Below are 23,960 nucleotides of genomic sequence, written 5' to 3' on the forward strand. Positions count from 1 at the left end.
ATTCCGCGTCCGACCGTGGCCGGGATCGAGGGCCGGACCGCATTCCGCGTCCGACCGTGGGCGGGATCGAGGGCCGGGCCGCATTCCGCGTCCGACCGTGGGCGGGATCGAGGGCCGGGCCGCATTTCGCGTCCGACCGTGGGTGGGCGCCTGGTGGAGGTGAGCTAGGTGGTGGAGCCGGTTAGGCCTCGGGATTTTAGGACGGAGTTTTCGAGGGGGCGGAAGATGGCTAGTTCTATGCCGACGCCGACGATGAAGATGAGTAGGACGCCGGTGAAGACGAGGGAGATGTCGGAGAGGGACATCGCGTTGTGCAGGTATTGGCCGAGTCCTTCACCCAATTCCGGTGAGGTCGCGATCAGTTCGGCCGCCATCAGCGAGCGCCACGAGAACGCCCAGCCCTGTTTGAGTCCACCTAGGAATCCCGGTAGGGCCGCGGGCAGCAGGATGTGCCGGATGCCGCTGATCCGACCAGCGCCGAGGACTTTGCCGACGCGCGGCAGGATCGGGGGTACTTGGTCCAGCCCGGAGACCAGGCCGTTGGCGATTGACGGGACCGCGCCGAGTAGCACCACCCAGTAGATGGCCCGGTCGTTCAGGCCGAACCACAGCACCGCGGCCGGGACCCACGCCACCGACGGCAGGCTTTGCAGGCCCGAGACGAGCGGTCCGACTCCGCGTCGTACCAGTTGGATGTTGGCGATGGCCAGGCCGAGCGGGATCGCGATCAGCAGGGAGATCGCGAAGCCGATGACCGCTCGATGCACCGATACCCAGAACAGCCCGAGGATCTCCCCCGAGGTGATCAGCTGCCAGATCTCGGCGCCAACCGCCGACGGCGCCGGCAGTTTGAACTCGGGCCAGAACGCGGCCGCCCAAAGTCCCTGCCAAACGAGGATCAGCAGCACGATCACCAGCACCGGCGGCAACACCTTGCCGGCGATGCGGACCCAGCGGTCGCGCGCCGACTGGTCCTGCTCGCCGGTCGGCGCATCGAGCGCGTCCAGCCCCGCCTCAACCGCTGCAGAGTCCGAATATGCGGAGGAATACGCGGAATCCAGTGTGAGGTCAGGCCGCGGCATGGCTGCTGATCACCTTTCGCAGGGCGGTGTTGATCTCGTCGACCGCGGCGGCCTCGCCCGGCCCCGACAGGCCATCGACGAACCACTCCCGTACGACGCGACCAGGCCGGGACGAGAGCAGTACGACCCGCTGGCCGAGCCGTACTGCCTCGCGCACGTCATGCGTCACGAACAAGATCGCCGTACCCGTGGCCTGCCAGATCCGCAGCAACTCGGACTGCAGTACGTCGCGAGTGATCGCGTCCAGCGCAGAAAACGGCTCATCCATCAGCAACAGCGAAGGTCGTTCCAGCGCAGAACCGAGGTTGTCCGCGGTCGAGGCCAGCGCCCGCGCGAGAGCCACCCGTTGCCGCATGCCACCTGACAGTTCGTGCGGCCGCTTATCGCCCACCCCCGTCAGGCGAACCAGCTCCAGCAGTTCGAGCGCCTTCGCCCGGCGATCCGCCCTGGACTGGCCGGCCAGCCGCAACGGCAGTTCGACGTTGCCCGCGGCGGTCAGCCACGGCATCAGCGCGGGCTCCTGGAACACCACCGCCGGACGCGACGAGTTGAGCTCGATCGTGCCACTTGTCGGCTCGTCGAGGCCCGCGACCAGGTTCAGCAAGGTGGTCTTGCCGCAGCCGGAAGCCCCGAGCAGGCAGACGAACTCCCCCGCCGATACTTCCAGATCCACCTGGTCCAGCGCTGTCACCGCCCGGCGCCCCCGCCCGAACACCTTGCCCACCCGGTGAAACCGCACCGGGCTCCCCACCACATTCCGAACGACCGTCGTGGTCATCGCTCTCGCCTGCCTCTGTGTCGACGTACCGAACTGCGGAAACCGAAGGAGCTACTTCTTGTCCAGGCCCGCCGCGTCGACGGTGGGCTTACCTGCCTTGGTCAGTACGTCGTTGAGCGGGCCGAGATCCGCGAACCCGGCAACAACCGGCGCCTCCTTGGCGATCTCGGCCGTCACCTGGTCCTTGGCCAGCTGCGGGAACTGCGCGGCGACCGGATCGGCCGTCACGGTGATGTTGCCGAAGGCCCGGTCGATCACGGGCGTCTTGAGCGCCTTACCGGTGAGGTCCTTCAGCTGCTTGTTGACCGAGGTTTTCGCGGCGGCCTGATCGGCGTTGATCGCGTCGATCGAACCGACCAGCCCGGCCAGCAACGCCCGGACCGTCTGCGGGTGTTCCTGCAGGAACTGCGTGCGCACGATCAGCACGGTTGTCGGGAACTTGCCTTCCGGCCACAGGGTCTTCTCGTCCAGCAACACCTTCGCCCCGGCGTCCAGGACCAGCCGCGACGACCACGGCTCGGGCAGCCAGGCGGCGTCGACCTCACCCTTCTTGAAGGCGTCGAGCGTTTGGGCGTTCTCCAGGTTGGTGACCTTGACCTTGCCGGTCAGGCCCTTCTCGGCCAGCCACTTCTTCAACGAGACGTCCTGCGTGTTGCCGAGCTGCGGCGTCACCACGGTCTTGCCGGTCAGGTCCTCGGGCTTCGTGATGCCTTCGCGTACGACGAGTTGCGCGCCGCCGGAGGTGGCACCGGCGATCAGACGTACGGCCTCACCCTTGGACTTCGCGTAGGCGTTGATCGCCGGGCCGGAACCGATGAACGTCGCGTCGAGCGAACCACCGAGCAAGGCGCCAACCGCCTCGGGCCCGGCGTTGAACTTGGTCGGCACCAGCTTGGTATCGCCCAGTGCCTTGCTGAACAGGCCCTTGTCGAGGCCGACCAGAGCCGCGGCGTGCGTGACGTTCGGGAAATAGCCGAGGCGGAGTTCGGCGGCCGGACCTTGGTCGGACGCGGCGGCGGGCGCGTCACCGGCGTCCGCGCGGGAGCAGCCGACGGCGAGCAGGGAGACGGCGGCCAAGGCTGCGGTCAGGCGGAGTTTGCTGCGCATGAGGATCTACCTTCAGGTGAACAAAGACGTGAAATTCAGGGGATTTACTGCTATTTGAGGCCGAAAACCACACCAGGTGGCAGAACCACCTGGTGTGTGAGGTCAGCGCGGAGTCGCGGTCTCCAGTTCCTTGGCCACCGGCGTTTCGACGGCGACCGGCTCGGCCACCCGCCCGGTCCGGAAGCCACGCACGACCACTGCCGTCCAGGCCGCCAGCACTCCGGCGTACACGAGGTAGCGGAAGCCGTCGGGCGCCTCGATGCCGCTGAGCACCGTGCGGCTGTTGGTGAGGATCAGCACGCCCGCGACGCCAACGCCGAGCCAGCGCGTGGGCAGCCGCGACACCAGCCAGGCCGCCAGCGGCGCGGCGATCACGCCACCGATCAGCAAGGCGCCGACGATGCCGAAGGGAATGCTCTGATTCCGCAGGCCGATCAGGAAGCCGGCACTGGCCGCGATCGCCACCACGAACTCGGCCGCGCTGACCGAACCGACCGTCTTCCGCGGCTCGAGCTTGCCGCTACCCAGCAGGGACGACGTCGCGACCGGACCCCAGCCGCCGCCACCGGTAGCGTCGATGAACCCGGCGAACAGGCCGAGCGGACCGAGGAAGCGCCCACCGACCTTGCCTGGTACGACGGCTCGCACCTTGCCGGTCGCGAACCGGACCAGCAGGTAGACGCCGAGCAACGCGAGCAGGCACGCCACCCAGACTGAGGCCGATTCGGTGGAGAGCCCGGACAGGAAGGTGGCGCCGGCGAAGGCGCCCACGCCGCCGGGCAGGCCGATCAGCGCGACCACCCGCCAGTCGATGTTGCCGAAGCGCCAGTGCGACAGGCCGGAGGCGAGCGTGGTGCCGACCTCGGCCAGGTGCACCGAGGCGGAGGCGACGGCCGGCGTGATGCCGGTGATCAGCAAGGCGGTGGTGGCGGTGACGCCGTAGGCCATGCCGAGGGTGCCGTCGACGAGTTGGGCGATGGAGCCGAGCAAAGTGATCAGGACGAGACGACGCACGGAAGTGATCCTTCGGGCGGAGGGACGACTGGGGTCCGAGGTAAGGCGCCGAAGGTCAACAGCCTGCGGAATTGACGCGCAACAGGTCCACGTGCCGACGGCGCGTGAGCGCGTCGGCGGGACGGTTGGCGGCGATTCGCATGAGTCCATGAAAACCGACAAAGTCCACTCAGATGCTCAGGTATCGCCATCTGAGACAGAAATTCGTCATCCGAGACAGATTGACCCGAATCGGCAAGTCGGAACCACGCGCTTGTCTGCAATCTTCGCCGAAAGCTATGCGCACCCAGGGTCAACCGGGCAGCAAATGCCGAAGCCACACTGGACGGCGCTTTCCAGTGGTCGAACTGTCCGGTTGAGGCCACATTTGTTGCCCCGCGGCAGACCCCTGCGTAGCGTCGCCGGAATCACGATGACAACGTGGTCAATTCGCTGTTACCGCGCCTGCTGAGGAGTTCCAGATGACCGATGACGCCCGCCCGAGCCGCAGGCTGGTCCTGGGTTCGGTAGCCGCCACGGCCGCCTCCGCGTCGGTGGTGAGCGCGCCGGTCGAAGCCGCCGACGAGTCCGCCCAGTGGCCCGCAGGCGGCCCATTGTCGGTTGAACGGCTCACCGTCGAGTACGCCGACGAGCCGCTCGGCATCGACGTCGAGCGGCCACGCCTGGCCTGGATCGCGACGGCGCCCGGCTACGGCGCCACCCAGTCGGCGTACCAGGTCATCGTCGCGTCGAGGCCCGAGCTGCTCAAGCCGGGTCAGGCCGACGTATGGGACTCGGGCAAGGTCGAGACCTCACGGTCGATCGGCGTCCAGTACGGCGGTCCCGCACTGACGGCCCGCACGCGGTACCACTGGCGCGTGCGTCTCTGGGACGGCCGCGGCAGGGTTGGCGCCTGGAGCAAGCCCGCGTGGTTCGAAACCGGTTTGCTCGACGAGGGGTTCGGCAGCGCCTCCTGGATCGGAGCCACGCCCGCCGAGGTCTGGGACCTTGCCGGGGCATCCTGGATCTGGACCGCCACGGCGCCGGCCGGATCACGCTGGTTCCGGCATCGCGCGAGCGTGCCTGCCGGAGTGACGAGTGCGCGCCTGGTCGCGACGGCCGATGACGACTTCACCCTCTGGCTGAACGGCGAGCAGGTGTTGTCCGCGCCCCAGCGAACCGACGGCTGGCGCGTGGCCCAAACGGCCGATGTGACCCACTTGATCGGTACGGCGATCACCTTCGCGGCGGCGGCTACGAATCACCCGGGCCCATCGGTCAATCCCGCGGGGCTGTTGGTCAAGCTGGTGCTCGACACCCCCGACGGCCCGATGGTGGTTACCACGGACAACAACTGGCGTGTGTTCGAGACCGAGGTGCCAGGTTGGACCGCAGCGGACTTCGACGATTCCGGTTGGCCCGCGGCGACAGCCATCGCTCCGTACGGCCAGGGACCGTGGGGCTCAGATGTCGCCGTGAACCGGGAGCAGCCCGCGCCTTTGTTGCGCAGGGCATTCACTTTGGCGAAGCCGGTGACCCGGGCCCGGTTGTACGCCTGCGGACTCGCCTACCAGGACCTGCGGATCAACGGGAAGCGGGTGGGCAACGCCGTACTCGATCCGGGCTTCACCGACTACGACCACACCTTGCTGTACGTGACGCACGACGTGACAGGCCTGCTGCGCAAGGGCGAGAACGCGCTCGGCGCCGAACTCGGCCGCGGGTTCTTCGGCCTCACCACGCCGAACGTCTGGCGCTGGCACCAAGCGCCCTGGAACGGCGAGCCCCGGCTGATCGCACGGCTGGTGGTTGACCACCCGGACGGGACCACCACCGAGATCCGGTCCGACCAGCAATGGCGGGTGACAAACGGCCCGACCGTCTCGAACTCCCTGTTCTCCGGCGAGACGTACGACGCGAGGTTGTTGCCGAAGGCATGGGATACGGCGGGCTTCGACGATGCGGCCTGGACGACGGTGGCGTCACTGCCGGCTCCGCGAGGCACGTTGACCGCCCAGCAGCACGAGCCGATTCGCGTGATCGAGACTGTTGCCCAGAGCAAGATTTCGGCCTTGCGACCGGGTGTGTGGGTGGTCGACTTCGGGCGGACCACGGCCGGTTGGACCCGGCTGCGGGTCGCCGTACCGGCTGGAACGAAGGTAAGCCTGCGGTATGGCGAAACCCTGCGCGAAGACGGCACCGTCGCGGCCGAGAACCCGCACGTGCAGGTGGCACGATTCCAGCTCGACGAGTTCATTGCCGCGGGCAACGGCGTCGAGGAGTGGGAGCCGCGCTTCTCCTACAAGGGATTCCGGTATGTCCAGGTCGAGGGCGTGACCGAACAACCCGGCCTGGTGATGCGAGTGGCGCACTCGGATGTTCGGGAGGTGACGTCGTTCAGCGCGAGCCGGCCGCGGTACGAGCTGCTCGAGAAGACGATGCGCCGGACCGTGCTGAACAACCTGCACGGCATTCCGACCGACACCCCGACGTACGAGAAGAACGGCTGGACCGGCGATGCCCAGGTTGGTGCGCCGACGATGGCAGCCACGCTCGACATGGCCCGGTTCTTCACCAAATGGCTGAGCGATCTACGCGACAGCCAGGTGGAATCCGGCCAGCTGCCGGTGATCGTGCCGAGCGGCGGCTGGGGCTATCGCGAACTCGCCCCGGCCACCGAGTGGACCACCGTGTATCCGTTCGTGCTGCGCGAGATGCACCGCTGGTACGGCGACGAGCGGTTGCTCGCGGAGCACTGGGAGCCGGTCCTGCGGTACCTCGACTGGGAACTGGGCCGGGTCACGGACGGGTTGTCCCCGACCGTGCTCGGCGACTGGATTCCGCCCGGCTCCGACGGTCCGCCGCCGGAGGACCCGCGGATCACGGCCACGTCGTACCTGCATCGCGCGTTGATCGCGATCGCCGAGGTGGGCGAGCTGACTGGGCGCGGAGATGACGCCTCGCGCCTTCGGCAGGCCGCCGCGGGGTTGAAGGCCGGACTCAACGCGGCCTTCCTCGACACCACGCGCGGGTTGTACCGGACCGCTCGGGATCCCGGCTACCGGCAGACCTCGAACGCCGTACCGCTCGCCTTTGGGTTGGTGCCGGACGAGTTCGTACCGCGAGTGGTGGAGAACCTGGTCGCCGACATCACCGCGCGCGGTGACCACCTGAACACCGGGTGCCTCGGCGTCGTGACCTTGCTGCCGGTGCTGACGCGGTACGGGCATGCGGACGTGGCGGCGAAGCTCGCGCTGCAGCGGACGTACCCGAGCTGGGGGTACTGGCTGGACAGCGGCGCCGACACGATGTGGGAGATGTGGGAGACCACCACCCGGTCGCGGAACCACTACTTCCACGGCACGGTCGCGCAGTGGCTGCTGGAGAACGTCGCGGGCGTGCGGAACGCCGCAGGCGGTTGGCAACGCCTGGTGATCCGGCCGGACGCGCGGAGCCAGGTGACCTGGGCCGCGCTCAAGACGGACACGGTTCGCGGGCGGGTGGCGGCGTCGTGGCGTCAGACCGGACGGGTCTTGCACCTGGAGGCGCAGATCCCGGTTGGCGCGACGGCCGAAATCCACGTCCCGGCCGCGCGGGCCGCCGACGTCTCGGTGGTCCCAGCGCCGTACGCGGGTCCGCCGCGCTACGAGGCCGGTTACGCCATCTACACGGTTGGCTCGGGCCACTGGCATTTCGTCACCCGCTCAGCCTGATACCAAGGTGCCGTCGGGCGGTACTTTCGTCGGTACCTTGCGCGCGAAGCCAGCCCTAGGCTCGGGGACATGCTTGACGTCAGGGGTATCTCGTACGTGCTGTGCGACGAACCGGCCGACGTCGTCCGGCGCGACCTGCGGGCCATTTCCGGCGACCTGCACTGTACGACGGTGATGCTGCTCGGCGCGGACGCCAACCGGCTGGCGGAAGCGGCCGAGGTGGCACTGGGGATCGGCCTCGACGTGTACGTGCGGCCATACCTGGAGAACGCGCGGGCCTCGGAGGTGCTGGCGCATCTTGGTGGGGTGGCCTTGGTGGCGGAGCGCCTCCGGGTGGCGTATCCGGGTCAGGTCACTCTGCTGGTGGGTAGCGAGTTCTCCCTTACCAGCAAGGGGATGCTTCCCGGGCCGGCGTTGTTCCTGCGCTTGCAGGTGCTGATCCGGCCGCGGCTGCGGCGGCTGTACGACCGGCGGATCACGCGCAAGCTCAATCGCCTGCTGGGTGCGGCTCTGACCGTGGCGAGGCAGCACTTCACCGGGCCGATCACCTACGCGTCGGGGTACTGGGAGAACGTGGATTGGTCGGGGTTCGACCTGGTCGGCGTGAACCTCTACCGGATGGGTGACGACCACACGGCGTACGAGGATCGTCTGCGCCGGTTGGTCAAGGAGTCGGAGCGGCCTGTCGTGGTGACCGAGTTCGGTTGTGGGGCCTTTGTGGGGGCGGATCGCCGTGGGCCGGGGTCGTTCCTGATCGTGAACTGGTTCAGCGATCCGCCGCGGATCAAGGACGGCTTTGTCCGGGACGAGCAGACCCAGGCCGGCTACCTGGGCGAGCTGATCGAGTTGTACGCGCGCTCCGGCGTGCACGGGTGCTTCGTTTACACCTTCGCCTCGCCGGGATTCCCGCATCGCGTCAATCCGGCCGTCGACCTGGACATGGCGGGATTCGGCGTGGTCAAGACTTCTCCGGACGATCCGGGCCAGTGGCAGCCCAAGGCCGCCTTCCACGAAGTCGCCAACCGCTACGCCCGTCCCCTCACCCGCCAACTGCCTGGACCGGCCTCGGCGCGGGCGGATTCGGAGGGAGGGCGGAGTACGAAATACGCTGGGGTGGTGGAGACGAAGGAGCGGCGGCGGCTTGACGTCGTGAGTCATGTCCAGCGCAGCACCCGGATGACCGCTGGGCAGCAACGGGCGTGGACCGAGATCTGGCCGCGCATCGGCCGCCGGCTGACCGATATCCCGCCCGGTCCGGTGGACTTCGACTCCTGGTTCGGCCGTTCCGCGCCGGTTGTGCTGGAGATCGGCTCGGGCATGGGCGATTCCACCGCCAAGCTCGCGGCCGCGGCGCCGGAGCTCAACCACCTCGCGGCCGAGGTCTACCAGGCGGGCCACGGTCAGCTGATGCTCTGGGCCGAACGAGCCGAGATCTCCAACCTGCGCCTGCTGCTCGGTGACGCCGTCATCTTCTTGATGGACCACGTCCCGGCCGGCACGTTGCACGGCGTGCGCATCTACTTCCCCGACCCGTGGCCGAAAAAGCGCCACCACAAGCGCAGGCTGATCCAGCCCGACTTCGTGGCGCTGGTGGCGTCGAAGCTCGCGCCGGGTGGCACGTTGCACCTGGCCACCGACTGGGCCGAGTACGCCGACCAGATGCTCGCCGTCTGCACGGCCGAACCGCTGCTCGAGAACCAGTACGACACCTGGGCCCCGCGGCCGAAATGGCGCCCGATCACCAAGTTCGAAACTCGCGCCCACCGCGAATCCCGCCCCACCCAGGACCTCATCTTCACCCGCCGGGCCTAGGGTCGTATTGCCTTCCCGCGGGTCACCAGGCCGCCGCGGGTAAGCGGACTGGGAGTGAGGTGGTCTCGGCGATCACCTGGGTGAGGCGGCGGGCGGCTCGTACATGGCCGACTACCAGCGGGTGGGTGCCGTCTTCGAAGTCGGTTGGCTCAAGCCAGTCGGTGGTGTCGACGTACACCGTGCGGTCGTGTTCCTTCGCCGCGGCCTCGATCTCATCCGCGAGGTATCCGCCGAACGGACGCATCGCGAACAACCAGGCCTCCGGATACGCCTCCCGGACCTGGGCGAGATACGTGCGGTACGCCGGGCGGAAGGCCTCGGCGCCGAAGCGGTTGTCGTTCGTACCGAGGTTGATGACGATGACGTGCGGGTCCTCGCGACGCGCCTCGGAGCCGTGGAAGTTCCAGCCGAAGGTCTCCCCTGCGGGGGGTACGCCGCCTGACCCCGGGCGAATCACGCCCTGGCTGCCAAAACCGAGCTGGTCCGCGTCGGCGCCGAAGGCCCGGGCGGTCAGCGCCGCGAAGGTCATCCGGCCGTCCGCGCCGTACGGGCCCATGGCGAGGTTCAACGCGCGTACGCCCTGGGTGATCGAGTCGCCGAAGAACATCATCCGGACGTCACTCGGCGCCGGGCCCTCGACAACCTGACCTCCTCGCGCCAACTCGAACCCGCTGAGGATGATGGCGGACTCCAGCGGCGGCGTCCATCGGTTGGCGTATTCGTGCACGTCCTTCACGGTGAGCTCGACCGTATGCGGACCGGGCCCGAGCCGCCGGGGAGCCAGCCGAACGCGCGTCCGGTCCACGGTGCGCAGAACCGGCCGGGCGCCGTCGACCGACACCCAGATCTGCCCGGGCCGGCTGATCGTGCTGACGTCGAAGCAGCCGGTCAACGTCCGCCCAGTGAAGCGAAACACCACCCGGCTGCCGGAGTTCACAGTCGCTCGGGCGTTGCCCTTGGCCGTGGAGTAGTCGCCCCAGGAGCCGACGTACCGGATCCGTTCGTCCGCCGCCGCCACCCACACCGCACCCGATCGTGCCCGCACTCGCCGCACGCCATCCCCTCCCAGAAGTCCCCCGGCAGTCTCCCCCCTTCTAACGCTGAGCGCCCACCACATGACCGCCTTCGGCCACCCAGGCCCAAAAGGAGAGAGAACTCAGTCGTCCCAGAAGAGGCGGTTGACGACGGCGCGGGCGCGGCGGGTTCGGCGGCGGTAGTCGTCGGAGAAGCGGCTCGACTCCCCCGGCGGATAACCACAGATCTGCGCGACCGCCGCCAGATCGCGCGGATCCTGCGGCAGCGAATCCCCCGGCCGGGCCCGAACCAGCATGTTGGCGTTGCGAACCCGCGTCGCCAGACACCACGCCGTCCGAAGCACATCCGCATCACGCCGTACGACGAGACCGGCGTCGACCGCGGCCTCGAGCGCCCCCAGCGTGCGGGTAGTGCGCAGCCCCGGAACCTCCCGGGCCTCCCGCAACTGCAGGAGTTGCACGGTCCACTCGATATCGGCCAATCCCCCCGGCCCGAGCTTGGTATGGGTCGCGGGATCGGCACCACGCGGCAACCGTTCGGCATCCACCCGGGCCTTGATCCGGCGGATCTCCACCACATCGCTTTCCGGTATGCGTTCGGCCGGATAGCGTAGGCCGTCGATCAACTCGCGGAAGGCCTTGCGCAGTTCGGCATCACCCACGAGCGGATCCGCCCGGAGCAAGGCCTGGGCCTCCCACACGGCCGACCAGCGCGCGTAGTACGACGCGTAGGAGGCGAGCGTCCGGACCAACGGACCCTGGCGCCCCTCCGGGCGGAGATCCGCGTCGATGGCGACGGCCGGATCCGACCCGGGAATCGCGAGCAGGCGCCGGAGCTCGGTCGCCACCTGGGTCGCGAAATCGGTCGCGCGCCTTTCGTCGGCTCCCGGCAGCGGGTCGTGCACGAACATCACGTCGGCGTCGCTGCCGTAACCGAGCTCGTGTCCGCCGAACCGGCCCATCGCGACTATCGCCATCCGGGTCGGCTCATCCCCGTTGAAGACCGGGCCGGACGCTACTGCCCGGCGCGCGATCTCCAAGGCCGCACTAAGCGTCGCGGCGGTAATGACAGTCAAGGCCTCGCCAACCGCCTCAACCTCGATCAACCCGGATAAATCGGCCGCAGCCACCCGGAACAACTCCCGACGCCGTACGGCGCGCACGGCCGCCGCAGCCATCTCGGGAGCCTCGTGGCGGCGACCAGCCGCAAGCATCTCGTTGAGCAGAGCATCCGCCGTACGTGGCATTAGCTCCCGCTCGTCCGCAAGCATCGCCGTAGCCTCGGGAGCGCGCTTAAGCAGGTCGACGGCGTACCGCCCGCTCGCGAGCAGGTGGGCTAGGCGCTCGGCCGAAGCACCTTCATCCCGGAGCTGGCGCAGGTACCACGGGGTGGAGCCGAGCGAGTCGGAGATCGTCCGGAAGGCAAGCAGACCCGCGTCAGGGTCAGGCGACTCCGCGAACCACCCGAGCATCGCCGGCAACAGCGCCCGCTGGATCGACGCCCGCCGCGAAACGCCGTCCGACAAGGCCTGGATATGCCGCAACGCCGAGGCCGGGTCGTTGTACCCAAGAGCACCTAGACGTTGCTTAGCTGCCTCAGGCGTCAGCCGCACTTCCTCGCCGGGGATACGCGCAACAGCCGCCAGAAGCGGTCGGTAGAACAACTTCTCGTGCAGCCGCCGGACCTCCAGCGCGTGCTTCTTCCAGGCACTAGTCAGATCCGCCACCGGAGCCTTGGTGAACCCTAGTGAGCGTCCGAGGCGGCGCAAGTCGGCTTCGTCGTCTGGAACCTGGTGAGTACGCCGCAGCCGGTAAAGCTGGATCCGGTGCTCCATAGACCGCAAGAACCGGTACGCGTCCGCAAGCACTGCGCCGTCGGTTCGGCCGACATAACCCGAGTTAGTGAGCTGCTCCAGCGCGATCAAGGTAGTGCCGCTCCGGACGGCCGAGTCGCTCCGACCGTGCACAAGCTGCAGCAGCTGTACGGCGAACTCGACGTCGCGTAGGCCACCCGGACCAAGCTTGAGCTGGCGATCCGCGTCCGCCGCGGGGATGTGGTCGACCACGCGGCGGCGCATCGCCTGTACGTCGTCCACAAACCCATCCCGGTCGGCGGCTGACCACACGAACTCGGCCGTCTGGTGGACGTACTGCTGGCCGAGTTCGAGATCGCCTGCTACCGGCCTGGCCTTCAGCAGCGCCTGGAACTCCCAGGTCTTGGCCCAGCGCTTGTAGTACGCGAGGTGGCTGTCCAGCGTCCGCACGAGCGGACCCGCCTTGCCTTCGGGTCGCAGCGCCGCGTCGACCGGCCAGAGCGTGCCTTCGGCGGTGTGGTCGGAGCAGATCCGCATGACCGCCGCCGCGAGTTGGGTCGCGGCCTTGATCGCCGGGGCCTCGGGCTGTCCCTCGACCGGCTCGGCCACGAACAGCACGTCCACGTCGCTCACGTAGTTCAGCTCGCGCCCACCGCATTTGCCCATGGCGATGATCGCCAGCCGGCAATCGGCCGCCTTCGGATGCATGGCCCGGGCGATCTTCAGCGCGGCGTCCAGCGCGCCACCCGCAAGATCCGCGAGTACGACGGCCACCTCGTCGACCAGCAGGCCCTCGGCCAGATCGCGAGCCGCCAACCGCAACAACAACCGCCGATACTCGATCCGCAAAGCGTCGACCGGGTTCTCGGCCTCGACGGCCGTCGCCAGACAGGCGGCAACGTCGTCCGGCGTCGGGTGGTTCGCGGCGAGCGCGGGATCGGCCAGGTCGTACCAATGCCGGGGATGAACCGTGAGATGCCGGCCCAGCGCCTCACTCGCGCCGAGTACGACGGTGAGGCGGTGCCGGAAGTCCGGGTCCACCTCCAGGCAGCGCGCGAACGCGGCGACATCGTGGCCGCCGTCGGCCAACGCCTCGGCCATTCCGGTCAGGCTCTGCAGGGCCAGATCAGGGTCCGCCGTCGCGGCCAAGGCCGCCAGCAGGTCCTCGGTAGCCATCGGACTATGCCGATCGAGCGAGTCCAGCCGGTCGAACAACCGGGCCGCCCGCTCGGGATCCGCGAAGCCGAGCCGGACCAGTCGCCCGGCATTGCTGATGAGCCGCGATTCCGCCACGCCGCTCAGGCTATCCAGTGCCGCACTATCGGGGCATCATTCCCTGCATGGTCGAGTTCACGGGATCGCTTTCGTTGCGCGGGACGATCGTCTGGTTCACGCCCGACCAAGGCGGCCGCGTCTCCGGACCGCCCGTGCCGGACTACGACTACGACTACGTCGCGACCGCCTACGTACCGCCGCGGACCGCGGACGCGAACCAGGCCGGCATCGCGCTGAGCCGGTTCGCCCCGGGCGCCTGGCGCTCCCCCGCCGAAGGCCTGCTCGCCGCCGCCCCCGACGCCCGCGCCCAGCACATCTCGCCCGGCTCGATCGTGGTCATCACCGAGGGGACCCGCCCGGTCGGCCTGTTCACCATCGCCGAGGTCGAGCAGATCACACCAGTCACCGTGTCCGCCGAGGCCCTGTCCGTCTGAATCGACCTTGGGTCAGAAAGCGACGGTCACGGCGCGGTGGAAGGTAGTAAGTTGCCGAGCATGCGCATCTTCCGTCGTACGCAGACCCTGTCCGTCGCCGGCGCTCTGTTGCTCACCGGCCTGATCGCCCCGACCGCCTCCGCCACCTCGGCCGCGCCCGCGCCCGCCGACGCCGCGGCGAAGCGGATCATCCAGCACTGCGTCTACACCCCGACGCCGGAGAACCCGGCGGCCCGGCCGGTCCAGCGCCCATTCCCGTACGCGCTGGCCGTCGGCCACGTGCCCGCCACGATCCGGACCAACCACGGCACGATCAAGCTGCTGCTCGATCGCCGCAATGCGCCCTGCGCCGTGCACAACCTGATCCACCTGGCCCAGAGCCGGTTCTACGACAAGACCGAGTGCTTCCGGCTGACGAACTCGGCCCGGCTCGGCGTACTGCAGTGTGGTGACCTGATCCGCCAGGAGGTCGGTGGACCCGGCTACAAGTTCGACGACGAGGTGACCGGCAAGGAGAAATACCCGCGCGGCACGATTGCCATGGGCAACCAGGGCCCGGGCACCAACGGCAGCGAGTTCTTCATCGTGCACAGCTTCGCCAACATCTCGCCGAACTACACCGTGATGGGCCGCGTCATCACCGGTATGCACGTGCTCGACAAGATCGTTGCCGGCGGCATCATCGACGTGAACGGCCCGAACGACGGCCTGCCGAAGCTGCCCGTGCACATCCTCTCGATCCGCCTCGGCTGATCCTCAAGTAGTCAGCCCTTTTAGACGCCACGCCGCCTCCACCAGCTCGGCGCGGTCCACCGCCTCGGCGAAACTCAGCCGCAGGTACGCCGCGGGTGGTTCCGCCGCGAAGTACCGGCGGCCCGCGCTGACCGCCACACCCTGAGCGCGAGCGGTACCGGCGATCACTTGATCGTCGGTACCGCCCGGCAGGCGGATCCACAGATGCAGCCCACCCACCGGCAGCCGATCGAGCTGCCAGTCGGGCCGTTCGCGCTCGATCGCGCCGGCGAGTTCACGGCATCGCTCGCGCAACGCCACCGACAGCGCCCGCAGGTGCCGGTCCCAGGCCGGCGCCGAGAGCAACTCCAGCGCCGCCTCCTGCAACGGGCGGCTCACGAAGAAGTCATCCACCTGGCGCACCGCGCGCATCCGCTCCAGCACGGGCCCGCGAGCGATCACCGCGCCGATGCGCAGACTGGGCGCGGCCGGTTTGGTCAACGAGGTGACCTGTACGACCGTGCCGTCGCGATCCTCTGCGAGCAAAGACCGCGGCGCCGGACCACCATGGCCGAGATGCCTGGCGAAGTCGTCCTCGACCACGAAGGCGCCCGCGGCCCGGGCCACTTCGACAACCTGACGCCGTCGTTCGGGCGCAAGTACGGCACCGGTCGGGTTGTGGGAATTCGGCTGGCAGTAGAACACCCGCGCACCGGTCATCGCGAACGCCTCGGCGAGCAGTTCTGGCCGTACGCCATCGGCATCCAGCGGTACCGGCACCGGGCTCAACCCGGCCGCCCGAGCCGCCGCGAGGGCTCCTGGATACGTCGGCGACTCCACCAGCACGGGACTACCCGGACCCGCGATCGCCCGGAAGGCCATCGACAACGCGCTCTGACCGCCGGCCGTGATCAGGACGTCGTCCGCTGTGACGTCCGCGCCCGCCGCGGTGGCGAAGACGGCTCGCAACGGCGCAAGTCCGGCCACCGGCGCCCGGTCCCACGCATCTGGCCGGCGAGCAGCTCGAGCCAGCGCGGCGCTCAACGCCCGTACGGGCTGTAGCGATCGGTGCAGGTAGCCGCCGTTCAGCAGAATGGTCCCGGGCGCGGGCGGCCCGAACGTGTCGGTGATCGCCCGGACATCAACCATGCGATCGGTCAGCGCCACCGTTTGCCACGCGGTATCCGCGACCTCGTCGGCGCTACGGGACCGGGCGGCAACGAACGTACCGCTACCGGGCCGAGTCAGTACGACGCCCTCGGCGGTCAGCTGGGCGATCGCCCGCGACACCGTGCCCGGGCCAACGCGGTAGCGCTGCATCAACTCCCGGCTGCTGGGAAGCCGGTCGCCCGCGGCCAGCTCCGCGATCAGCTTGCGCAGACCGCTCACCAGCTCCGCCGTAGTGCTACTGTCTGACATGAGAGCCAACAATAGCGCTACTGAGCGTACGACGGCACCGCTACTGGACATCGAGGCACTGCGAGCCGATACCCCGGGCGTCGCCGAGGTCATTCACCTGAACAACTCGGGTTGCGGCCTGCTGGCCACGCCGGTGCTGGAGACGATGCTCGAGCACCTCCGGCTGGAGGCGCGGATCGGTGGTTACGAGGCCTCGGCGGCCCGGAGCGCGGAGGTCCAGGGGTTCTATGCGGAACTGGCCGCGCTGATCAACGCCCAACCCCGCAACATCGCCTTCGCAAGCAGTGCGACGCACGCCTACTCCACCGCCTTGTCGGCGATCGCGTTCGAACCGGGCGACGTCATTCTGACCACCCGGAACGACTTCATCTCCAACCAGATCGCGTTCCTCTCGCTGCGGAAGCGGTTCGGCGTCCGCGTCGTACACGCGCCGGACCTGCCCGAAGGCGGCGTGGACGTCGACGCGATGGCCGCGCTGATGCGGTCGGAGCGGCCACGGCTGGTCGCGGCCACGCATATTCCGACCAACTCGGGACTGGTCCAGCCGATCGCCGAGATCGGACGGCACTGCCGCGAGCTCGACCTGCTCTACCTGGTCGACGCGTGCCAGTCGGTTGGGCTCTACCCGATCGATGTGGAGGAGATCGGCTGCGACCTGCTCACCTCCACCTGCCGCAAGTTCCTCCGCGGACCGCGCGGCTCGGGCTTCCTGTACGTCTCGGACCGGGTACTCGAAGCCGGCCACGAGCCGTTGTTCGTCGACATGCGTGGCGCCCGGTGGACCGGCCCGGACACCTATCAGGCCGTCGAAACCGCCGGCCGCTTCGAGGAATGGGAGTTTCCTTACGCCACGGTCCTCGGTTGCGCCGCCGCCGCGAGGTACGCCCGCCAGGTAGGCGTGGAGGTCGTTGCGCAACGATCCCCCGCGCTAGGCGCCGAACTGCGCGAACTACTCGCGGAAATCCCCGGCGTCGCCGTACTGGATAGAGGCCGAGTCCTCGGTGCCATGGTCACGTTCAGCATTGAAGGCTGGCAGGCCGAACCGTTCAAAGCCGCGATGGACGCCCGCCGGATCAACTCGGCACTCAGCTTCCGCGAATTCGCCCAGTTCGACTTCGCCGACAAAAACGTCACCTGGTGCTTGCGCTTGTCGCCGCATTACTACAACACCTCCGACGAACTCGCGGAAGTCGCCGCAGCCGTCGCGGAATTGGCCCGCGTCAGACCATGACGACTACCACCGACACCTCGCCGGGGCTTTGGCGGAACGGCGATTTCCTGCGGTTCTGGTTCGGTGAGACCTTGTCGTTGCTGGGCAGCCAGGTGACGAATCTGGCTTTGCCGCTCACCGCCATTCACGCCTTCGACGCCAGCGACGAACAGGTGGGCCTACTGCGCTTCCTCCAGTTGGTGCCGTACCTCGGTCTCGCCTTGCTCTTCGGCGTCTGGATCGACCGGGTGCGGCGCCGCCCGGTGATGCTCGGCGCGAATCTGACCCGGATGGTGCTGCTCGCGTTGATCCCGGCGCTGTACTGGCTGGACGCGCTGAACCTGACCACGCTGCTGCTGATCGCCTGCACGGTCGGCATCGCCTCGGTGCTGTTCGACGTGAGCTGGATGTCGTACGTCCCAGCCCTGGTCGGCGATCCCCGCCACTACGTGGAGGCCAGCGCCAAGCTCGGCATCAGCTCCTCGGCGGCCGACGTGGCCGGGCCGGGACTGGCCGGTGCGCTGGTCAGCGCGCTCACCGCGCCAGTTGCTCTGGTGGTAGACGCGTTCTCCTATTTGGTTTCCACGGTGTCGCTGTTGCTCATCCGCGCCCGCGAACCACGCCCTGAACCGGCCGAACGCCATCTGCGGACCGAGTTCCGCGATGGCGTGCGCTGGGTCTTCGGAAACTCCATCCTGCGGGCGCTCGCGCTGATCGGGTTCTGCTGCAACTTCTCGATGGTGACGGTGTGGACGATGTTCCTGCTGTACGGCACGAACGACCTCCAGCTCAGCGCCCGTACCCTCGGCTTCATCTTCGCGGCAGCCTCCCTCGGCGGCCTGATCGGCGCAACCACCTCGCGCCGCATCATCGCGCGCTTCCCACTGGGCCGCGTCTACCTCGTGGCCCAAAGCGCGTTGCTGCTCGGCCCGTCCCTGATCCCGCTGGCCGGTGGACCGCGTCCGGTAATGGTGTCGCTGTTCGTACTCTCGTTCTTCACGACCTACCTGGGCCTCGGCGTGGCCGGGGTCATCATCGTCAGCCTGCGGCAAACGGTCACACCTCAGTCGATGATGGCCCGCATGACCGCAGTGTTCCGCACCCTGCTCTTCGGCGGCGGGGCCCTCGGCGGCCTAACCGCCGGCCTCCTAGCAGGCGCCCTAGGCCCCCACACCGCCCTAACCCTCGCCGCCCTAGCCTCCGCCGCAGTAATCCTCCCCCTAGCCCTCTCCCCCATCCCCCGCCTAACCCGCCTACCGACCCCATAGCGCCTCCTCCGACGAGCTGACTGGCAGCGCCCGCGAGAGACCCCAACGAGACAGTGGCTGGCCACGCGCAAGGTGGGTTACCACCTGGGATTCCGAGGTGGTAACCCACCGGCCCAATGGCCAGCCACGCGCACGACACCCACGACCGAGGTACGAACAGCCGTACTTCGGGTGTCCCGGCCGGCCCGCTACCGCGGTTTGGCACGACTGCCCGGTTTTGGGCTGCCCACTGCCGAGTTGTTTGACGGCTACCCGGTTGCAGCCAGGTACTCGTACAAAAACTCGGCAGCCGACCCAAAAGCCGGTACCCGCCAACGTCAACCACCGTATTCCGCGTCCGACCGTCGGAAAAGATCCACCCGCGCCACCCATCAACGGCGCCACCCACCAACGAACCCGGCCCCCTACCGACCGGCACGACCGGCGCTACGTGCGGACCGCCGGCGCTCCAGCATGCGGAACATCCGGAGCCCGGGCAGACCTCACCCGTCCCCCTGATAGCTGCCGACCTGACAATTCGAAAGACCTCAGGGGGACGGGTGCCAACCGAAGTCCGCCGAGGTCCAGCGGTGTCCACCCGCTTCGACGGATCGAGCCCCACCCCCAACCGCTCGGGCATAAAGCGGCGGGACGGCGGGACGTTGCAAAAAGGCTGGCTAAAGAACAGGAAGGAGCTTGTTGAGTTCGAAAGGGGTGACTTGTTTGCGGTAGTCGGCCCATTCGGCGCGCTTGTTGCGGAGGAAGAAGTCGAAGACGTGCTCGCCCAGCGTCTCCGGGACCAGCTCGGACTCCTCCATCGCGTTGATCGCCTCGGCGAGGCTGCTCGGCAAGGGCTTGATCCCAAGCGCGCGGCGTTCGCGATCGGTGAGGGACCAGACGTCGTCCTCGGCCTCTCGCGGCAGGTCGTAGCCTTCCTCAATACCCTTCAGCCCAGCCGCGAGCATCAACGCGAACGCCAGATACGGATTAGCCGCCGAATCCAGCGAGCGGAACTCCACCCGGCTGGACTGGCCCTTCTGCGGCTTGTACATCGGCACGCGTACGAGGGCCGAGCGGTTGTTGTGCCCCCAGCAGACGTACGACGGGGCCTCGCCGCCACCGGCCAGCCGCTTGTACGAGTTGACCCACTGGTTCGTGACCGCGGTGATCTCGGCCGCGTGCCGGAGCAACCCCGCGATGAACGCGCGCCCCGTCTTCGACAGCTGGTACTGCGCGCCGCCTTCGAAGAACGCGTTCCGGTCGCCCTCGAACAGCGACATGTGCGTGTGCATACCCGAGCCCGGGTGGTCGCTCAGCGGCTTCGGCATGAACGAGGCGTAGATGCCCTGCGACAGCGCGACCTCCTTCACGACGACCCGGAACGTCATGATGTTGTCCGCGGTGGACAGCGCGTCCGCGTAGCGCAGGTCGATCTCCTGCTGACCCGGACCGCCCTCGTGGTGGCTGAACTCGACCGAGATGCCCATCGACTCGAGCATCGTGATCGCCTCGCGGCGGAAGTCGTTGCCGATGCCCTGAGGGGTGTGGTCGAAGTACCCGGACGAGTCGACCGGCTCCGGCGTCGTACCGGGCGCACCCATCAGCGACTTGAACAGGTAGAACTCGATCTCGGGATGCGTGTAGAAGGTGAAGCCCAGATCGGCGGCCTTGGCCAGCGTCCGCTTCAGCACGTACCGGGGATCGGCGTACGACGCGGAGCCGTCCGGCATGTTGATGTCGCAGAACATCCGGGCCGTGCCCATCGTCTCGCCACGCCACGGCAGGATCTGGAACGTCGAGGGGTCCGGCTTGGCCAGCATGTCCGCCTCGGTCACCCGGGCGAATCCCTCGATCGCGGAACCGTCGAACCCGATGCCCTCGGCGAAGGCGCCTTCCAGCTCGGCCGGGGCCACCGCCACCGACTTGAGGAACCCGAGCACGTCGGTGAACCAGAGCCGGACGAACCGTACGTCGCGCTCCTCGAGCGCGCGCAGCACGAATTCCTGCTGCTTGTCCATCGGCGTGGTCCGCCTTCCTGTCCGGTACCGCTGCGAGGTACAACAAAGTGCGTCAGGCGCGATCATGCCATTAGCGCCTCACACAGTCTGCCGCGACCGTGTTAACTCGACGTTACGTCGGCTAAGCACGGCAACGGGGAGCCGTAAACTGGCGACGTGCCCGAGCCCGTGGAGACGAAGAGCCTGCCGATTCTCATCTTCGACGGCGACTGCGGATTCTGTACGACGAGCGCTCGCTGGCTGCAACGCCGGCTCCGGTCCGACGTGGCCGTCGAGCCCTGGCAGTTCACCGACCTCGTGGCGTACGGGACCACGCCGCAGCGAGCGACGTACGAGGTGATCTGGGCGGACGCCGACGGCGAGCTGTACGGCGGCGCGCAGGCCTTCGCGCGCTGGCTGATCCACACCGGCGGGCTCTGGTCGGTCCCGGGTGCCGCGCTGACGTTGCCGCCGATCCGCTGGCTGGCGGCGGGCGTTTACCGGCTGATCGCGAACAACCGCCAGCGCATGCCCGGCGGTACGCCCGCGTGCGCGTTACCACAGCCACCAAAACCCTAGGTTCCCTTGCGGGCAACGGAATTCGACTCCGCCGGGTGTCGTTTCAGAGGGCGCAACGGGTCTGGGGAAGAGATACCGAAGCCTGGCCGGATCGCAACCGCATAGTGACCACTTACCCCTAGTGTCGGCACGTGCAGATGATCTTCCAGACCGCCCTCGGCCTCGCGGCGATGATCTGCGTCTGGCATCTCGCCCGCACGATCAAGCAGTCCAGCCACCATCGGCGAACCGGTCAGCCCGTGGCCGTGCCCGACGCGCTCGGGCGCCGGTGGGTGCCGATCCCGGAACTGGGGTTCGGCATGTTCGCGTTCTGCTTCACCGGGCTGGTGACGCTCGGCCTGCGCGCTGACGGCGGAACCACGCTGCCGATGAAGCAGGTGCTGTTCGCCGCCGTCATCTTCGGGTACGCCGGCGCCGCCCTGTCCCGCGTCGTCCGCACCCCCGGCCCAGCCGGCCGCCGCGTCCCCCTCCGCGCCGGCCTGCTCCTCGGCCTCCCCGCCCTCTTCGGCGTAGTCTTCGGCCTCTCCAGCGTCACCTGACGCAGGTCCGGAAGGCCATCGTGGCGTCGGCTGGGACGCCGGCACCCCGCGCCCTGCTGGCGTCTCGCGAGTGCGGCCGTTTTTGCGCGGCTTGGTTGTTAGGCGGTGGCTGGGGTCTTCGTGGAGCGGCGGCGGGCGGCTAGGCGGCGGCAGTTGGGGACGATGCGCTCCAGCGGGGCGAAGGCGAGCCAGCAGACCACCGTGGGCAGGAAGTGAATCAGCAGGATGGCCGTGTTCGCGAGGTGGAAGCCGATGAAGAAGAGCGCGCCGATCAACTGCCAGCGGCCCTTCAGCCACAGGATCACCGGCGACAGCAGTTCCGCGATGAACCCGATGTGCTGCATCACCGTCAGCATCCACGGGTAGTTCAGCAGCCACTCGCCCACCGGATGCGGCCGCCGCACGATCGCCCAGGTGAGGGTGGCACTGCCCGGCCAGGCGAAGGTCCAGTGCGCGCTGCGCATCTTCGCGACGGCCGAGAGGAAGTACGTCGCGATCACGGAGATCTGCACGAACCGGATCACCCAGCCGGCCGACTCGCTGCGCCGCTGGTCGTCGTACGGCGAACCCGAGCGCCAGCCGCGCACGGCGCCAACCGTCGGCAGCAGCCAGAGCGCCATCACCAGCGCCAGGTGGTCGTGATCGACCTTGCCGTCACTCATCCCGATCAGCACCCACCAGGTGAACGCCGGCGCGATGATCCAGCCGGCGATCCGCGGCAGCACGTTCGCCGCGCCGATCAGGCACGCCACGATCAGTACGACGTACAAGGTGGTGGTGATCGGTACGGACGGCTTCGGCAGTTCGAAGACGCGCGCGAGCCAAAGCGGCTGGTACAGCCCGGGTGATTCACCCTTCAACCGGGTGTCCCGCACAAACGCGTGCATGTCGAGAATGACGAACAAGTAGAGGATCGTGCGCAACCAGGCGATCCGCGCCAACGCGATCGGCGCGGTGAACCAGCCCGCGATCCGGCCCGTGAGTTTCGTCGGGGCAGCGGTCAGGTCGCTCATCGCCGCACCTGCCAGGTCGCGAGAATCTCGGACGTCGGCGGACCGGCCACGCGGCCGCCGACGAGAGTGGTGGTGTCGCGGATCAGCTCGAGCCGAACGTACTTGGGCTTGTCCGGGTGCTTGCGCGCCCATCCGTCGGCGACGGCCTGCAGCAAGGACGGATCGGCCTGGATGTTGCCCGTACGGGCCTCGATCTCGGCTCGCGCGATGCCGGCGCCTTCGATGTTGAGCGGTACGTCGACCGTGGTGCCGGCGTCGGTCACGGCTGAGATGCGGGTGAAGGTGACCGACTCGTCGTCCGCGACGACCATCGCGTACTGCGACATCGGGCCGAACGGCCAAAGATCGTCACTACCGCGCACCGAACCGTGTACCAGCGCCACGATGCCGATCAGCGCGAGCACGACCCGTACCGCCTTGCCCTTGGTCCCCAGCCGGATCGTCTCCGGTTCAGCCCGCTTCTCCACGCCGGTCATTACACACCAGCGAAGGTTTCAGCCGGATCTCGGTAGGGGATTTTCCAATACATGACGCCCTCCGAAAGAAACTTCCGCCTGACTCGTCGCGGCGTGCTCGGCCTTGGCGGCGGACTGATGCTCGGAGCACTCGCCGGCACCGAGGCGTACGCCGCGCCTCGCGTTCACACCCGGGCGGAGTGGTCGGCCCGGCCACCACGTTCGGCCACCCAGGTGATCGCGAAGCCCGATCACATCGTCATCCACCACACCGCCAGCAGCAACGTCACCGACTACTCGCTGGCCGCGGCCTATCGGGTCTCGCACTGGATCCAGGACCTGCACATGGATCGCAACGGCTGGATCGACGCGGGCCAGCAACTCACCATCAGCCGCGGCGGCTATCTACTGGAGGGACGCAGCAAGAGCCTGTCGTCGATCAACAACCGGCAGAACGTGCTCGGCGCGCAAACCGCGAACCACAACAGCCACACCATCGGCATCGAGCACGAGGGCATCTACGTCACCGCGAGCGTGCCGACGGCCTTGTTCGAGAAGTCCGTACTGACCTGCGCGTGGCTGTGTCAGCAATATGGACTGGACCCGCATGCGGCGATCGTCGGGCATCGCGATTACAACGCGACCCAATGTCCCGGCGACGTCTTCTACGCGCGGCTGCCGGAGTTACGTGACCGGGTCGCAACCGCCTTAAACGCCTGACAAGGCT

General features: G+C 68.2%; 20 protein-coding genes. 9 read left to right on the forward strand and 11 right to left on the reverse strand.

What is annotated here, in order from left to right; translation table 11 throughout:
• Positions 1–164 precede the first annotated feature (164 nt).
• The 5 genes from ACFFGN_RS18525 to ACFFGN_RS18545 all read right to left on the reverse strand — a co-directional run bounded on the left by ACFFGN_RS18525 (position 165) and on the right by ACFFGN_RS18545 (position 4,123).
• Positions 165–1,082, reverse strand: coding sequence for an ABC transporter permease (locus ACFFGN_RS18525; protein ID WP_380049174.1), 918 nt, complete (start codon positions 1,080–1,082; stop codon positions 165–167).
• Positions 1,069–1,860 (reverse strand): ABC transporter ATP-binding protein, encoded by a 792-nt coding sequence (locus ACFFGN_RS18530; protein WP_380049176.1) that lies wholly within the window; start codon positions 1,858–1,860, stop codon positions 1,069–1,071. Before ACFFGN_RS18530 ends, ACFFGN_RS18525 begins: the two co-directional genes overlap by 14 nt.
• 51 nt (positions 1,861–1,911) lie before the next feature.
• Entirely contained in the window at positions 1,912–2,967 is a 1,056-nt protein-coding gene (locus tag ACFFGN_RS18535) for an ABC transporter substrate-binding protein (protein ID WP_380049178.1), read from the reverse strand.
• A gap of 102 nt (positions 2,968–3,069) precedes the next feature.
• Complete coding sequence (locus ACFFGN_RS18540; protein WP_380049180.1) at positions 3,070–3,981, reverse strand: sulfite exporter TauE/SafE family protein; 912 nt, start codon at positions 3,979–3,981, stop codon at positions 3,070–3,072.
• Between the two features lie 55 nt (positions 3,982–4,036).
• The gene (locus ACFFGN_RS18545; RefSeq protein ID WP_380049364.1) at positions 4,037–4,123 is read right to left on the reverse strand and encodes a putative leader peptide; all 87 of its coding nucleotides are present in this window, start codon (positions 4,121–4,123) and stop codon (positions 4,037–4,039) included.
• Positions 4,124–4,442: 319 nt separating this feature from the next.
• Here ACFFGN_RS18545 and ACFFGN_RS18550 point away from each other — a divergent pair, with 319 nt between their 5' ends.
• Entirely contained in the window at positions 4,443–7,673 is a 3,231-nt protein-coding gene (locus tag ACFFGN_RS18550) for a family 78 glycoside hydrolase catalytic domain (protein ID WP_380049182.1), read from the forward strand.
• A 69-nt stretch (positions 7,674–7,742) separates the two neighbouring features.
• On the forward strand, positions 7,743–9,485 hold the full coding sequence (trmB, locus tag ACFFGN_RS18555; RefSeq protein ID WP_380049184.1) for a tRNA (guanosine(46)-N7)-methyltransferase TrmB: 1,743 nt from the start codon (positions 7,743–7,745) through the stop codon (positions 9,483–9,485).
• Between the two features lie 22 nt (positions 9,486–9,507).
• Here the strand turns inward: trmB and ACFFGN_RS18560 are convergent, their stop codons facing one another.
• Positions 9,508–10,539 carry an SGNH/GDSL hydrolase family protein gene (locus ACFFGN_RS18560; RefSeq protein WP_380049186.1) on the reverse strand — a complete coding sequence of 344 codons (1,032 nt, stop codon included), beginning with the start codon at positions 10,537–10,539 and terminating at the stop codon, positions 9,508–9,510.
• A 102-nt stretch (positions 10,540–10,641) separates the two neighbouring features.
• Complete coding sequence (locus tag ACFFGN_RS18565; RefSeq protein ID WP_380049188.1) at positions 10,642–13,626, reverse strand: bifunctional [glutamine synthetase] adenylyltransferase/[glutamine synthetase]-adenylyl-L-tyrosine phosphorylase; 2,985 nt, start codon at positions 13,624–13,626, stop codon at positions 10,642–10,644.
• A 47-nt stretch (positions 13,627–13,673) separates the two neighbouring features.
• Here ACFFGN_RS18565 and ACFFGN_RS18570 point away from each other — a divergent pair, with 47 nt between their 5' ends.
• Together ACFFGN_RS18570 and ACFFGN_RS18575 are read left to right on the forward strand one after the other, a co-directional pair.
• Positions 13,674–14,042, forward strand: coding sequence for a hypothetical protein (locus tag ACFFGN_RS18570; protein ID WP_380049190.1), 369 nt, complete (start codon positions 13,674–13,676; stop codon positions 14,040–14,042).
• Between the two features lie 60 nt (positions 14,043–14,102).
• Positions 14,103–14,795 (forward strand): peptidylprolyl isomerase, encoded by a 693-nt coding sequence (locus tag ACFFGN_RS18575; protein ID WP_380049192.1) that lies wholly within the window; start codon positions 14,103–14,105, stop codon positions 14,793–14,795.
• A gap of 3 nt (positions 14,796–14,798) precedes the next feature.
• On the opposite strand, the gene ACFFGN_RS18580 is transcribed toward ACFFGN_RS18575, so the two are convergent.
• Positions 14,799–16,193, reverse strand: coding sequence for an aminotransferase-like domain-containing protein (locus ACFFGN_RS18580; RefSeq protein ID WP_380049194.1), 1,395 nt, complete (start codon positions 16,191–16,193; stop codon positions 14,799–14,801).
• Here ACFFGN_RS18580 and ACFFGN_RS18585 point away from each other — a divergent pair.
• Positions 16,192–17,424 (forward strand): aminotransferase class V-fold PLP-dependent enzyme, encoded by a 1,233-nt coding sequence (locus tag ACFFGN_RS18585; RefSeq protein ID WP_380049196.1) that lies wholly within the window; start codon positions 16,192–16,194, stop codon positions 17,422–17,424. The two genes, ACFFGN_RS18580 and ACFFGN_RS18585, sit on opposite strands and share 2 nt — an antisense overlap.
• Positions 17,421–18,671: an MFS transporter gene (locus tag ACFFGN_RS18590; protein ID WP_380049198.1), complete on the forward strand. Its 1,251-nt coding sequence runs from the start codon at positions 17,421–17,423 to the stop codon at positions 18,669–18,671. Before ACFFGN_RS18585 ends, ACFFGN_RS18590 begins: the two co-directional genes overlap by 4 nt.
• A 656-nt stretch (positions 18,672–19,327) precedes the next feature.
• Here the strand turns inward: ACFFGN_RS18590 and glnA are convergent.
• Positions 19,328–20,668, reverse strand: a complete 1,341-nt coding sequence (gene glnA / locus ACFFGN_RS18595; RefSeq protein WP_380049200.1) for a type I glutamate--ammonia ligase — start codon at positions 20,666–20,668, stop codon at positions 19,328–19,330.
• A 156-nt stretch (positions 20,669–20,824) separates the two neighbouring features.
• On the opposite strand from glnA, the gene ACFFGN_RS18600 reads away from it, so the two are divergent.
• Together ACFFGN_RS18600 and ACFFGN_RS18605 are read left to right on the forward strand one after the other, a co-directional pair.
• Positions 20,825–21,226 carry a thiol-disulfide oxidoreductase DCC family protein gene (locus tag ACFFGN_RS18600; RefSeq protein ID WP_380049202.1) on the forward strand — a complete coding sequence of 134 codons (402 nt, stop codon included), beginning with the start codon at positions 20,825–20,827 and terminating at the stop codon, positions 21,224–21,226.
• A 137-nt stretch (positions 21,227–21,363) separates the two neighbouring features.
• Complete coding sequence (locus tag ACFFGN_RS18605) at positions 21,364–21,765, forward strand: hypothetical protein (RefSeq protein WP_380049366.1); 402 nt, start codon at positions 21,364–21,366, stop codon at positions 21,763–21,765.
• A gap of 98 nt (positions 21,766–21,863) precedes the next feature.
• Here the strand turns inward: ACFFGN_RS18605 and ACFFGN_RS18610 are convergent, their stop codons facing one another.
• Both ACFFGN_RS18610 and ACFFGN_RS18615 read right to left on the reverse strand, forming a co-directional pair.
• A complete protein-coding gene (locus tag ACFFGN_RS18610; protein ID WP_380049204.1) occupies positions 21,864–22,778 on the reverse strand; it encodes an HTTM domain-containing protein in 915 nt (304 codons plus the stop codon).
• Positions 22,775–23,254 (reverse strand): hypothetical protein, encoded by a 480-nt coding sequence (locus ACFFGN_RS18615; protein ID WP_380049206.1) that lies wholly within the window; start codon positions 23,252–23,254, stop codon positions 22,775–22,777. Before ACFFGN_RS18615 ends, ACFFGN_RS18610 begins: the two co-directional genes overlap by 4 nt.
• A gap of 51 nt (positions 23,255–23,305) precedes the next feature.
• Between ACFFGN_RS18615 and ACFFGN_RS18620 the strand changes: the two genes are divergently transcribed.
• A complete protein-coding gene (locus ACFFGN_RS18620) occupies positions 23,306–23,953 on the forward strand; it encodes a peptidoglycan recognition protein family protein (RefSeq protein WP_380049208.1) in 648 nt (215 codons plus the stop codon).
• Positions 23,954–23,960: the final 7 nt, after the last annotated feature.

The organism is Kribbella deserti (assembly GCF_042434725.1).
Taxonomy (GTDB): domain Bacteria; phylum Actinomycetota; class Actinomycetes; order Propionibacteriales; family Kribbellaceae; genus Kribbella; species Kribbella deserti.

Coding starts and splice junctions, on each gene's coding strand:
- ACFFGN_RS18575 (WP_380049192.1), top strand. CDS start 14,103: ATGCGCATCTTCCGTCGTACGCAGACCCTGTCCGTCGCCGGCGCTCTG.
- ACFFGN_RS18610 (WP_380049204.1), bottom strand. CDS start 22,778: ATGAGCGACCTGACCGCTGCCCCGACGAAACTCACGGGCCGGATCGCG.
- ACFFGN_RS18590 (WP_380049198.1), top strand. CDS start 17,421: ATGACGACTACCACCGACACCTCGCCGGGGCTTTGGCGGAACGGCGAT.
- ACFFGN_RS18605 (WP_380049366.1), top strand. CDS start 21,364: ATGATCTTCCAGACCGCCCTCGGCCTCGCGGCGATGATCTGCGTCTGG.
- ACFFGN_RS18525 (WP_380049174.1), bottom strand. CDS start 1,082: ATGCCGCGGCCTGACCTCACACTGGATTCCGCGTATTCCTCCGCATAT.
- ACFFGN_RS18530 (WP_380049176.1), bottom strand. CDS start 1,860: ATGACCACGACGGTCGTTCGGAATGTGGTGGGGAGCCCGGTGCGGTTT.
- ACFFGN_RS18615 (WP_380049206.1), bottom strand. CDS start 23,254: ATGACCGGCGTGGAGAAGCGGGCTGAACCGGAGACGATCCGGCTGGGG.
- ACFFGN_RS18535 (WP_380049178.1), bottom strand. CDS start 2,967: ATGCGCAGCAAACTCCGCCTGACCGCAGCCTTGGCCGCCGTCTCCCTG.
- trmB (WP_380049184.1), top strand. CDS start 7,743: ATGCTTGACGTCAGGGGTATCTCGTACGTGCTGTGCGACGAACCGGCC.
- ACFFGN_RS18620 (WP_380049208.1), top strand. CDS start 23,306: ATGACGCCCTCCGAAAGAAACTTCCGCCTGACTCGTCGCGGCGTGCTC.
- ACFFGN_RS18550 (WP_380049182.1), top strand. CDS start 4,443: ATGACCGATGACGCCCGCCCGAGCCGCAGGCTGGTCCTGGGTTCGGTA.
- ACFFGN_RS18580 (WP_380049194.1), bottom strand. CDS start 16,193: ATGTCAGACAGTAGCACTACGGCGGAGCTGGTGAGCGGTCTGCGCAAG.
- ACFFGN_RS18545 (WP_380049364.1), bottom strand. CDS start 4,123: ATGCGAATCGCCGCCAACCGTCCCGCCGACGCGCTCACGCGCCGTCGG.
- ACFFGN_RS18585 (WP_380049196.1), top strand. CDS start 16,192: ATGAGAGCCAACAATAGCGCTACTGAGCGTACGACGGCACCGCTACTG.
- glnA (WP_380049200.1), bottom strand. CDS start 20,668: ATGGACAAGCAGCAGGAATTCGTGCTGCGCGCGCTCGAGGAGCGCGAC.
- ACFFGN_RS18570 (WP_380049190.1), top strand. CDS start 13,674: ATGGTCGAGTTCACGGGATCGCTTTCGTTGCGCGGGACGATCGTCTGG.